Below are 11,506 nucleotides of genomic sequence, written 5' to 3'. Positions count from 1 at the left end.
ATCTACGAGCAGGCCAACTCCCACGGACAGAAGGTCCAGTCCGCGGGCAGCAACATGGCCAGCACCGACAGCGCCGTCGGGTCCAGCTGGGCCTGACGCCTTCTCTCGATGCCGGGGCCGCGCACCGATCTGGTGTGCGGCCCCGGTTTTCGTATCCCGATGACGAATGCGCTTGTACCGCAACGGTAGTGGATACACCTGGTACTCCGGGCGCTGATGGATGCGTAATCGGCAAGGTTCTCAACGCAATCCGACGCACCGCGGCTGCGGGTTCGCCTCGCATTGCGTGCGAGCGTGGTCCGGGCCGAGGCCATCGATGGTTTGCCACATTTGAGAACCCTATGAACTCCGTGACAATTCCGTATGCGCCTTGCCAGAATGTAGGAACATGACCGTGATGTCGGGATCCTCCAGCGCGCAGCGCCCACGCCAAGCCATCCTGGGCCAGCTGCCCAGGATCTCCCGCGCCGACGGATCACCCATCAGGGTTTTGCTGGTTGACGACGAGCCGGCGCTGACCAATCTGGTGAAGATGGCGCTGCACTACGAGGGCTGGGTTGTCGACATCGCCCACAACGGGCGCGAGGCCATGGCCAAGTTCGAGCGGGTCAGCCCCGACGTCCTCGTCCTCGACATCATGCTTCCCGACGTGGACGGATTGCGGATCCTGGAACGCGTGCGCCAGTCCGACGCCTACATCCCCGCCCTCTTCCTCACCGCGCGTGATTCGGTGATGGACCGGGTCACGGGTCTGACCGCGGGCGCAGACGACTACATGACCAAGCCGTTCAGCCTCGAGGAACTGGTCGCCCGGCTGCGCGGATTGCTACGCCGTTCCGGCCAGCAACCCACGCCGACCGCCGAAACCCTCAAAGTCGGCGACCTCAAGGTCGACAGTGCCAGCCGGGAGGTCACCCGTGCCGGAGACAAAATCTCGTTGTCCTCCACCGAGTTCGAACTGCTGCGCTTCCTCATGCGCAATCCCCGCCGCGCGCTGAGCCGCACCGAGATCCTGGACCGCGTCTGGAATTACGACTTCGCCGGGCGCACCAGCATCGTGGATCTCTACATCTCGTACCTGCGAAAGAAGATCGACTCCGGGCGCGAACCGATGATTCATACCGTCCGCGGGGTGGGGTACATGCTGCGGCCGGCGGAATGACCCGAGACCGAGGCAGCACCCCCGGGAACTTTTCCCGTTGGTTTCCCCACTCGCTGCGCCGCCAGCTGTTGCTGGGTGTGTTGGCCGTGGTCAGCGTGGTGCTGGTGACGGTCGGAATCGTCTCGGTGCTGAGCCTGCGCGGCTATGTCAACATCATGAGCGATGCCGACGTCGCTGCGTCCCTGGACGCGCTGGGCCACCAGTACACGAAATACCGGCACGGCGAACATGTTTCGTCGCATCCCGGCACCCCGTCGATCGCCCAGGCGATGCTGGAGTTCACCGGGCAGACGCCGGGCAACCTCATCGCCGTGCTGCACAACGGCACCGTGATCGGGTCGGCCGTGTTCTCCGAGGACGAACCGAAACCCGCACCGGCCGACGTCGTCCGCGACCTGCAGGCGCAATCGTGGGGCGACGGACCGCCGCGCACCGAAATCCTCGGCCGGCTCGGACCGCATCGCGTCGACAGCACCGTCGTCGGGTCCGACGTCCTCGTCGTCGGGGTGTCGCAGAACCTCGCCGACCGCATCATCGCGCGCAAACAGCTCACCACCACCGTGCTCACCGCGATCGCCTTGGTGATCACCGCCGGGCTCACCGTGTGGGTGGTGGGCTACACGCTTCGCCCGCTGCGCCGGCTGGCGGCCATCGCCGCCGATGTCGCCGCCATGTCACTCACCGGCGACGACCACCAAATCAGCGTCCGGGTCCCCCCGCAGGACACCAACCCGCAAAATGAGGTCGGTATCGTCGGGCATACGTTAAACCGCTTGTTGGACAACGTCGATAGCGCTCTGGCGCACCGGGTCGAGTCCGATCTGCGGATGCGCCAGTTCATCACCGACGCCAGCCATGAATTGCGCACACCGCTGGCCGCGATTCAGGGCTATGCGGAATTGACCCGCCAGGACAGTTCGGCGCTGCCGCCCACCACGGAATACGCTTTGGCCCGCATCGAGTCCGAGGCCCGGCGGATGGCCCTGCTCGTCGACGAATTGCTGCTGCTGTCCCGACTGGGCGAAGGCCAAGACCTGCAGTCCGAGGACGTCGACCTGGCCGAGGTGGTCAGCGATGCGGTCAACGACGCGAGGGTGGCCGCGCTGACGCACCACTGGGTCAAAGAACTGCCCGACGAGCCGGTCTGGGTGCGCGGCGATCATGCCCGGTTACATCAACTGGTCAGCAACCTGCTCAACAACGCCCGCGTGCACACCCCGCCCGGCGTCACGGTGACGACCGGAATCATTTGTCGCCGTGACGGTCCCGGCGCACCGTGCGCGGAGTTGACCGTCACCGACGACGGCCCGGGCATCGACGAGGACCTGCTGCCCAGGTTGTTCGAACGGTTCGTGCGGGCCAACACATCGCGATCCAACGGCTCGGGCAACGGGCTGGGTCTGGCCATCGTCAGCTCGATCGTCAAGGCCCATCATGGTTCGGTCACGGCCGATTCCACTGAGGGGAGCACGGTTTTCCGGGTACGGCTGCCGCTGATCCCGGCCGCCGAGAACCCGGCGCGTTAGCTTCCGCTGCGTCAACATCGCGGCGGGCAGCGGCGGCCCGCTCGCGGTCCTCGGGGGCGTCAAGAAACCGTAAAGGTGCACTGCGCGCCCGTTAGGAAACCGTCAACCGAACACCCCGGCGGATGACACCGGAGTTAATTTCGAGCCGACCTTGGCTGGCGGCCGCGGCCGGCTCGTCGAGGTCCTTTCGTATGCATGCACGGGACGGAGAAGACGGAGAAGTAGTGGGCGTGGTGGTGTATGTCGTGCTGACCGTGGCGGTGTTCGCCGCACTCGGCGCGGCCCAGAAGTTGGTCGAGCGGCTGTGAATTACCAGAACGCGGTCGGCCTTGTCCTGTCCATCCTCATCGCGCTCTACCTCGGGGGCGCGCTGCTGTTCCCGGAGAGGTTCTAAGTGAACGCGACGACGGCCGGGGTCCTGTTCTTCGTCGTTCTCGTCGCGGCGCTGATAGTGGTGCACGTCCCCCTCGGCGACTACATGTTTCGCGTGTACGCGTCAAAAAAAGACCTTCACGTCGAGCGGGTGATCTACCGAATGATCGGCGTCGACGCCCGCTCCGAGCAGACGTGGGGCGCCTACGCCCGAAGCGTGTTGGCGTTCTCGTCGCTCAGCATCTTATTCCTGTTCGGATTTCAACTGGCGCAGGATATGTTGCCGTTGCATCTGCACGATCCGGCCACCAGGATGACGCCGTCACTGGCATGGAACACCGCGGTCAGCTTCGCCACCAACACGAACTGGCAGGCGTACTCCGGCGAAACGACCCAAGGCCATCTGGTGCAGATGGCCGGCCTGGCGGTGCAGAACTTCGTTTCGGCCGCCGTCGGAATGGCGGTGGCCGTCGCGTTGGTGCGCGGGTTTGCCCGCAGGCGCAGCGGCGAGCTGGGTAATTTCTGGGTTGACCTAGTGCGTGGGACGCTGCGCATACTGCTGCCCATCGCCATCGTCGGGGCGATCCTGCTGGTGGCCGGCGGGGCGATCCAAAACTTCCACCTGCACGACCAAGTGGTCACCACCCTGGGCGGCGCCCAGCAGACCGTCACCGGCGGCCCGGTGGCCAGCCAGGAGGCCATCAAGGAGCTCGGCACCAACGGCGGCGGCTTCTACAACGCGAACTCCGCGCACCCGTTCGAGAACCCGACCGCCTGGACCAACTGGCTCGAGATCTTTCTGATCCTCGTGATCGGCTTCTCGCTGCCCCGCACCTTCGGGCGCCTGGTGGGTAACACCAAGCAGGGCTTCGCGATCGCTGCCGTGGTGGCGACGCTCTACACCGTCAGCACGGCGTTCATGCTGTGGTTCCAGGTGCAGCACCACGGCACGGTGCCGGCCTCGGTCGGCGCGGCGATGGAGGGGGTCGAGCAGCGCTTCGGCGTCCCCGATTCCGGGGTGTTCGCCGCCGCGACCACGCTCACTTCCACCGGGGCCGTCGACTCCACGCACGATTCCCTCACCAGCCTCGGCGGCCTGATCGCGATGTTCAACATGCAGTTGGGCGAGGTCGCCCCCGGCGGCACCGGGTCCGGCCTGTACGGCATCCTCGTGCTGGCCGTGATCACCGTCTTCGTCGCCGGGCTAATGGTCGGGCGCACGCCGGAGTACCTCGGCAAGAAGATCACCCCGCGCGAAATCAAGCTAGCCGCAAGCTATTTCCTGGTCACCCCGTTGATCGTGCTGACCGGCACCGCGATCGCGATGGCCCTGCCAGGCGAGCGGGCCGGAATGCTCAACGGCGGACCGCACGGGCTCTCCGAAGTCCTATACGCGTTCACCTCCGCGGCCAACAACAACGGCTCGGCGTTCGCGGGCCTGAGCGCCAACACCGACTGGTACAACACGGCTCTCGGCCTGGCCATGGCCTTCGGCCGGTTTCTGCCCATCGTCCTCGTTCTGGCGTTGGCCGGGTCGCTGGCCAGGCAGGGCAGCACACCGGACTCCGCGGGCACCTTGCCCACGCACCGGCCGCAGTTCGTGGGCATGGTCGCCGGCGTCACGTTGATTGTCGTTGCCCTCACGTTCTTGCCCATGCTCGCGCTCGGGCCCCTCGCCGAAGGAATCCACTGATGACCGCGACCGCGATCCACCCCGCCGAGCAGCAAACCCAGCTGGCGGCGCCAACCGACAGAAGGCGGGTGCAGGGCGGGCTGCTCGACCCCAAGATGCTGTGGAAGTCCACCCCCGATGCGCTGCGCAAGCTCGACCCGCGCACCCTGTGGCGCAACCCCGTGATGCTCATCGTGGAAATCGGCGCCGCCTTCAGCACCGCGTTGGCGGTCATCGACCCGACGTGGTTCGCCTGGCTGACCGTGATCTGGTTGTGGCTGACGGTGTTGTTCGCCAACCTCGCCGAAGCGGTGGCCGAAGGCCGGGGCAAGGCCCAGGCCGAGACGCTGCGACGGGCCAAGACCCAAACCGTGGCCCGCCGCCTCAAGGACTGGGCACCCGGCGCGGCCGCGGTCGAGGAAGCGGTCGCCGCGCCACAGTTGCAGCAGGGCGACATCGTCGCGGTGGAGGCGGGCCAGGTGATCCCGGGCGACGGTGACGTGGTGGAAGGTATTGCGTCGGTGGATGAATCGGCCATCACCGGTGAGTCGGCCCCGGTGATCCGCGAGTCCGGCGGCGACCGGTCGGCGGTCACCGGCGGCACCACCGTGCTCAGCGACCGCATCGTCGTGCGGATCACCCAGAGGCCCGGGGAGAGCTTCATCGATCGGATGATCGCGCTCGTCGAAGGGGCCAACCGGCAGAAGACGCCGAACGAGATCGCGTTGAACATCCTGTTGGCCGCGCTGACGATCATCTTCGTCTTCGCCGTCGCGACCCTGCAGCCGTTGGCGATCTACGCGAAGGCGAACAACCCCGGTGTGCCGGATGGCCAGGCGTTGGGCGCAGGCGGCGTGACCGGCATCGTGATGGTCTCGCTGCTGGTGTGCCTGATCCCGACGACGATCGGCGCGCTGCTGTCGGCCATCGGCATCGCCGGCATGGACCGGCTGGTGCAGCGCAACGTGCTGGCCATGTCCGGGCGGGCGGTGGAGGCCGCCGGGGACGTCAACACCCTGCTGCTGGACAAGACAGGCACCATCACGCTGGGCAACCGGCAGGCCGCGGCCTTCATCCCGCTCGACGGCGTCTCTGCCGAGCGGCTGGCCGACGCCGCGCAGCTGTCCAGTCTGGCCGACGAAACACCCGAGGGCCGTTCGATTGTCGTGTTCGCCAAGCGGCACTTCGGCCTGCGTGCGCGCACGGCGGGCGAGCTGTCCCAGGCCGAATGGGTGACGTTCTCGGCCACCACCCGGATGTCGGGTGTCGACCTGGACGGTCACCGGCTGCGCAAGGGCGCGGCGAGCTCCGTCGCGGAATGGGTGCGCGCCCAAGGGGGCAAGGTTCCTCCGCAGCTCGGTCAGGTCGTCGACGGCATCTCCGCCGGCGGCGGCACACCGCTGGTCGTCGGGGAGTGCGTCAATGGCGAAGCGGCGGTGCTCGGAGTCATCCACCTCAAGGACGTCGTCAAGCAGGGCATGCGCGAGCGGTTCGACGCGATGCGGCGGATGGGCATCCGGACGGTGATGATCACCGGCGATAACCCGTTGACGGCCAAGGCAATCGCCGACGAGGCGGGTGTGGACGACTTTCTGGCCGAGGCCACTCCCGAGGACAAGCTCGACTTGATCAAACGCGAGCAGGCGGGCGGCAAGCTGGTCGCGATGACGGGCGACGGCACCAATGACGCACCCGCGTTGGCTCAAGCCGACGTGGGCGTGGCGATGAACACCGGCACGTCGGCCGCCAAAGAGGCCGGCAACATGGTGGACCTGGACTCCGATCCCACCAAGCTCATCGAGATCGTCGAGATCGGCAAGCAGCTGCTGATCACCCGGGGCGCGCTGACCACCTTCTCGATCGCCAACGACATCGCGAAGTACTTCGCGATCATCCCGGCGATGTTCGTCGCACTGTTTCCCGGCCTGGACCTGCTCAACGTGATGCGGCTGCACAGCCCGCGATCGGCGATCCTGTCCGCGGTCATCTTCAACGCGATCATCATCGTGGCACTGATCCCGCTGTCGCTGCGGGGCGTGCGATACACGCCAAGCAGTGCCTCAAAGCTGTTGAGCCGCAACCTCTATATCTACGGCCTCGGCGGCATCGTCGCCCCGTTCATCGGAATCAAGGCGATCGACCTGATCGTCCAATTCATCCCAGGGATGTCCTGACATGACGTTGTCGAATCTGGTCCGCCCGCACGGGGCGGCATTGCGCGCGCTGCTGGTGCTGACCGTGATCACCGGCCTGGCCTATCCCCTGTTCGTCTGGGTCATCGCGCAGTTTCCCGGGTTGCGCGACCAGGCCGAGGGGTCGATCCTGTCCGCCGAGGCAAAACCGGTGGGCAGCAGACTGATCGGCCAATCGTTCACCGACTCCGGTGGCAACGCGCTGCCGCAGTACTTCCAGAGTCGTCCGTCGGCGGCCGGCGACGGATATGACCCGATGTCGTCGGGCGGCAGCAACCTGGGGCCCGAAAGCGTCGTCGACACGCCCGCCGATCCGCGGAAACTGGCGGCCGGCAAGTCGGCGTCGGACGCGGGCTTCAAACCGAGCCTGTTGACGACGGTGTGCTCGCGCAGCGCCGCTGTCGGGAAACTGGAGGGGATCGACGGATCGCGACCGTTCTGCACGGGCGGCGGCGTGGGTGCGGTGCTGTCGGTGATCGGCCCGCGCGACGCGCGCGGCAACGTCATCCGCCCGACCCGGGTGGTCAGCGTCAACGAGCCGTGCGGATCGACGTCCGCCCCTTTCCTCGCCAGCTACCAGGGTGTGCGCGTCGAATGCGCCAATTACGGCGACGACTATTCGAGCGGGCAGATCGTGCCGATCCGCGGCGCCGCACCGGCCACCCCGGCGGTACCGGCCGACGCGGTGACGGCCAGCGGCAGCGGCCTGGACCCGAACATCTCGCCCGCCTACGCCGAGATCCAGGTGGCGCGGGTGGCCAAAGTCCGTCACGTCAGCCCAGATCAGATCCGTGCGGTGGTTGCGCAGAACCAGAGCGGGCGCGGACTCGGGTTCTTCGGTGAACCGTGCGTCAATGTGCTGCAACTCAACCTGCAACTCGACCACCGGTACCCGGTCACGAGTTAGCGCCGAGGGTGGATGATGGTTGACGTGAGTGACGTCAACCTCCGCGCCCGCCACCCCAGGCGGGGTGAGCTGCGCATCTATCTCGGTGCGGCGCCGGGCGTGGGTAAGACGTATTCGATGCTGGGTGAGGCGCATCGGCGGCTGGAGCGCGGCACCGATCTGGTGGCGGGCGTGGTCGAAACCCACGGTCGCGCGAAAACCGCTGAGCTGCTTAAGGCCATCGAGATCATTGCACCGCGCTATATCGAATACCGCGGCGGTCGCTTCCCCGAGCTCGACGTGCCGGCCGTTTTGGCGCGACACCCCCAGGTCGTGCTGGTCGACGAACTCGCGCACACCAACACGCCGGGCAGCAAGAACCCCAAGCGGTGGCAGGACGTCGAGGAACTGCTCGACGCCGGGATCACCGTGATCTCCACGGTCAACGTCCAGCACCTGGAAAGCCTCAATGACGTCGTCGCGCAGATCACCGGCATCGAGCAGAAGGAGACCATACCGGACTCCATCGTGCGCCAGGCGTCGCAGGTAGAGCTCATCGACATCACGCCGGAGGCGTTGCGGCGCAGGTTGTCTCACGGCAACGTCTACGCGCCCGATCGCATCGATGCCGCGTTGTCCAACTACTTCCGCCGCGGAAACCTGACCGCCTTAAGGGAATTGGCGCTGTTGTGGCTGGCCGACCAGGTCGACACGGCGCTGGCAAAATACCGGGCCGAGAACAAGATCACCGACCTGTGGGAGGCCCGCGAGCGCGTCGTCGTCGCTGTCACCGGCGGTCCCGAGTCCGAAACGCTGGTACGACGGGCGTCGCGGATCGCCTCGAAGTCGACCGCCGAGCTGATGGTGGTGCACGTCATCCGCGGTGACGGGCTGGCCGGGCTATCGGAGTCACGGATGGCCAAGATCCGGGAACTGGCCGCCAGCCTGGACGCGTCGATGCACACCGTGGTCGGTGACGAGGTGCCCACGGCCCTGCTCGAATTCGCCCGGGAGATGAACGCCACGCAGCTGGTGATCGGCACCTCCCGCCGGTCGCGCTGGGCGCGCCTGTTCGAGGAGGGAATCGGCCCGCGGATCGTCGAGCTGTCGGGAAAGATCGACGTGCACCTGGTCACCCACGAGGAGTCCAAGCGCGGCTTCCGCGCGTCCTCGCTGGCGCCCCGCGAACGGCGGGTCGCGTCGTGGCTGGCGGCCCTGATCGTGCCGTCGGCCATCTGCGCGATCACGGTGACGACGCTGGACCCGTATCTGGACACCGGCGGCGAGAGCGCGCTGTTCTTCGTCGGCGTGCTGCTGGTCGGGCTGTTGGGAGGCATTGCGCCGGCGGCGCTTTCGGCGGTGCTGTCCGGGTTGCTGCTGAATTATTTCCTGATCGCCCCGCGGCACAGCTTCACGATCGCCGAACCCAACAGCGCCATCACCGAATTGGTGTTGCTGCTCATCGCGGTCGCGGTCGCGGTGCTGGTCGACTTCGCGGCCAAACGCACCCGGGAAGCCCGTCGCGCGTCGCAGGAGGCCGAGCTGTTGACCCTGTTCGCGGGCTCGGTACTGCGTGGCGCCGATCTCGAGACGCTGCTCGAGCGGGTGCGTGAGACCTACGCCCAGCGCGCGGTCAGCATGCTGCGGGAGCCCGACGACCAAGCCCGCGCCGGCGCTAAGCACAGCGAGGTGGTCGCGTGTGTGGGCCGTGATCCTTGTGTGGCAATCGATTCCGCAGACACCGCGATCGAGGTCGGTGATGACGAGTTCTGGATGCTGCTGGCCGGCAGAAAGCTCTCCGCGCGCGACCGGCGGGTCCTCGGCGCGGTGGCCAGGCAGGCCGCGGGTTTGGTCAGGCAGCGTGAGCTGGCCGAGGAAGCCAGCCGCACCGAGGCGATCGTGCGGGCCGACGAATTGCGGCGCTCCCTGCTGTCGGCGGTCAGCCACGACCTGCGGACGCCCCTGGCGGCGGCCAAGGTCGCCGTCTCCAGCCTGCGCGCCGAAGACGTCGCCTTCTCCCCCACCGACACGGCCGAATTGCTGGCCACCATCGAGGAGTCGATCGACCAGCTGACCGCGCTGGTCGGAAACCTGCTCGACTCATCGCGGTTGGCCGCCGGGGTGATTCAGCCGGATCTGCGCCGGGTGTACTTGGAGGAGACCGTGCAGCGGGCGCTGGTCAGCATCGGCAAGGGCGCCACGGGATTCTTCCGGTCCGCTATCGACCGGGTCAAGGTCGACGTCGCCGATGCCATGGTGATGGCCGACGCGGGGCTGCTGGAACGGGTGCTGGCCAACCTGATCGACAACGCGCTGCGCTACGCGCCCCACTGCGTGGTGCGGGTCAACGCCGGGCGGGTGGGCGATCGCGTGCTGGTCAACGTCATCGACGAAGGCCCCGGAATTCCGCATGAGGCCGAGGATCGGCTCTTCGAGGCGTTTCAGCGGCTCGGCGATCAGGACAACACCACCGGCGTGGGCCTGGGGATGTCGGTGGCGCGGGGCTTCGTCGAAGCGATGGGCGGGACAATTGCGGCCACCGACACCCCGGGAGGCGGGCTGACCGTGATCGTGGATTTGCCTGCGCCACAAGCGATGGGCGCACTGTGACTCGCGTTTTGGTGATCGATGACGAGCCGCAGATCCTGCGCGCGCTGCGGATCAACCTGTCCGTGCGGGGTTATGAGGTGATCACCGCGTCCAGCGGCGCCGGCGCGTTGCGGGCAGCCGCCGAACACAAGCCCGACGTGGTGATCCTCGACCTCGGCCTGCCCGACATCTCCGGGATCGACGTGTTGGCCGGGCTGCGCGGCTGGCTCACCGCGCCGGTCATCGTGTTGTCGGCGCGCACCGATTCGTCGGACAAGGTCGAGGCGCTGGATGCCGGGGCCGATGACTATGTGACGAAACCTTTTGGCATGGACGAGTTCCTGGCGCGGCTGCGCGCGGCGGTCCGGCGCAACACCGCCGCCGCCGAACTCGAACAACCGGTCATCGAGACCGAATCATTCACCGTCGACCTGGCCGCCAAGAAGGTCACCAAGAACGGCAGCGAGGTTCACCTCACCCCGACCGAGTGGGGGATGCTCGAAGTCCTCGTCCGCAACCGCGGCAAGCTGGTCGGCCGCGAGGAGCTTCTCAAGGAGGTGTGGGGGCCGGCGTATGCCACCGAAACCCATTATCTGCGGGTGTATCTCGCGCAGCTGCGCCGCAAACTCGAGGATGACCCGTCGCATCCCAAGCACCTGCTGACCGAGTCGGGCATGGGGTATCGATTCGAGGCGTGAGACTTACGGCGCCTGTCCCGCGGCCGGCCGGGCCCCAGGAATCACACCAGCCACTTCTGGCCTCCGCGCGGGTAGGTCAGTTAATTGCCCGCCTCATAGCGACACTTGGCCGCCTCACGCAGCGCCAGCACACGCTGGTGGATCCGATGTTCGGTGCCGCGCGGCATGTACCCGGGCCCGTACCGGCCCCGCCCGAGGCGCCGCACCCGGCCGCGTTCGATCTCCCAGCGCAGGGCATCCGAGATCGCCTTCGATGGTCGGCCGCGCACCCCGAAACTGTGCCAGGTGAGCGCCTCGATCAATTCCGCGATGGTCGCCGGGCCATGCACCGCCAGCTGCATCGCCAGCACATAGCGCAGTTCGATCCCTTTGAGTGAATAGCCCATCCCCGGACGTTCGCACACGGGTA

General features: G+C 67.1%; 10 protein-coding genes and 1 pseudogene. 10 read left to right on the top strand and 1 reads right to left on the bottom strand.

The genetic code is table 11. The annotated features are described in order from the left end of the window. The 10 genes and pseudogenes from BST14_RS15240 to BST14_RS15195 form a co-directional block, all read left to right on the top strand. A pseudogene (locus BST14_RS15240) lies at positions 1–96 on the top strand (type VII secretion protein EsxI); the annotation flags it as partial. Between the two features lie 292 nt (positions 97–388). Continuing rightward, positions 389–1,162, top strand: coding sequence for a response regulator transcription factor (locus BST14_RS15235; protein ID WP_083065186.1), 774 nt, complete (start codon positions 389–391; stop codon positions 1,160–1,162). Next, on the top strand, positions 1,159–2,688 hold the full coding sequence (locus BST14_RS15230; RefSeq protein WP_083065185.1) for a sensor histidine kinase: 1,530 nt from the start codon (positions 1,159–1,161) through the stop codon (positions 2,686–2,688). Before BST14_RS15235 ends, BST14_RS15230 begins: the two co-directional genes overlap by 4 nt. Positions 2,689–2,912: 224 nt before the next feature. After that, positions 2,913–2,996, top strand: a complete 84-nt coding sequence (locus BST14_RS15225) for a potassium ABC transporter ATPase (protein ID WP_083065184.1) — start codon at positions 2,913–2,915, stop codon at positions 2,994–2,996. Next, complete coding sequence (locus tag BST14_RS15220; protein ID WP_066871739.1) at positions 2,993–3,082, top strand: potassium-transporting ATPase subunit F; 90 nt, start codon at positions 2,993–2,995, stop codon at positions 3,080–3,082. The genes BST14_RS15225 and BST14_RS15220 overlap by 4 nt, the downstream gene beginning before the upstream one ends. Continuing rightward, positions 3,083–4,753: a potassium-transporting ATPase subunit KdpA gene (gene kdpA / locus BST14_RS15215; protein ID WP_083065183.1), complete on the top strand. Its 1,671-nt coding sequence runs from the start codon at positions 3,083–3,085 to the stop codon at positions 4,751–4,753. After that, positions 4,753–6,906, top strand: a complete 2,154-nt coding sequence (gene kdpB, locus BST14_RS15210; RefSeq protein ID WP_083065182.1) for a potassium-transporting ATPase subunit KdpB — start codon at positions 4,753–4,755, stop codon at positions 6,904–6,906. The genes kdpA and kdpB overlap by 1 nt, the downstream gene beginning before the upstream one ends. A gap of 1 nt (position 6,907) precedes the next feature. After that, positions 6,908–7,831, top strand: a complete 924-nt coding sequence (locus BST14_RS15205; RefSeq protein WP_083065181.1) for a potassium-transporting ATPase subunit C — start codon at positions 6,908–6,910, stop codon at positions 7,829–7,831. A 12-nt stretch (positions 7,832–7,843) separates the two neighbouring features. After that, complete coding sequence (locus tag BST14_RS15200; RefSeq protein ID WP_083065180.1) at positions 7,844–10,420, top strand: ATP-binding protein; 2,577 nt, start codon at positions 7,844–7,846, stop codon at positions 10,418–10,420. Beyond that, the gene (locus BST14_RS15195; protein WP_083065179.1) at positions 10,417–11,097 is read left to right on the top strand and encodes a response regulator; all 681 of its coding nucleotides are present in this window, start codon (positions 10,417–10,419) and stop codon (positions 11,095–11,097) included. The genes BST14_RS15200 and BST14_RS15195 overlap by 4 nt, the downstream gene beginning before the upstream one ends. Before the next feature lie 80 nt (positions 11,098–11,177). On the opposite strand, the gene BST14_RS15190 is transcribed toward BST14_RS15195, so the two are convergent. Next, complete coding sequence (locus tag BST14_RS15190; RefSeq protein WP_083065178.1) at positions 11,178–11,483, bottom strand: hypothetical protein; 306 nt, start codon at positions 11,481–11,483, stop codon at positions 11,178–11,180. Between the last annotated feature and the right edge of the window lie 23 nt (positions 11,484–11,506).

Origin of the sequence: Mycobacterium arosiense ATCC BAA-1401 = DSM 45069 (genome assembly GCF_002086125.1) — a bacterium.
Classification (GTDB): Bacteria; Actinomycetota; Actinomycetes; order Mycobacteriales; family Mycobacteriaceae; genus Mycobacterium; species Mycobacterium arosiense.
The sequence above is the reverse complement of the archived record's forward strand: the minus strand, read 5'-3'. Positions and strand labels throughout refer to the sequence as shown.

Coding starts and splice junctions, on each gene's coding strand:
- BST14_RS15190 (WP_083065178.1), bottom strand. CDS start 11,483: ATGGGCTATTCACTCAAAGGGATCGAACTGCGCTATGTGCTGGCGATG.
- BST14_RS15235 (WP_083065186.1), top strand. CDS start 389: ATGACCGTGATGTCGGGATCCTCCAGCGCGCAGCGCCCACGCCAAGCC.
- BST14_RS15230 (WP_083065185.1), top strand. CDS start 1,159: ATGACCCGAGACCGAGGCAGCACCCCCGGGAACTTTTCCCGTTGGTTT.
- BST14_RS15200 (WP_083065180.1), top strand. CDS start 7,844: ATGATGGTTGACGTGAGTGACGTCAACCTCCGCGCCCGCCACCCCAGG.
- kdpB (WP_083065182.1), top strand. CDS start 4,753: ATGACCGCGACCGCGATCCACCCCGCCGAGCAGCAAACCCAGCTGGCG.
- BST14_RS15205 (WP_083065181.1), top strand. CDS start 6,908: ATGACGTTGTCGAATCTGGTCCGCCCGCACGGGGCGGCATTGCGCGCG.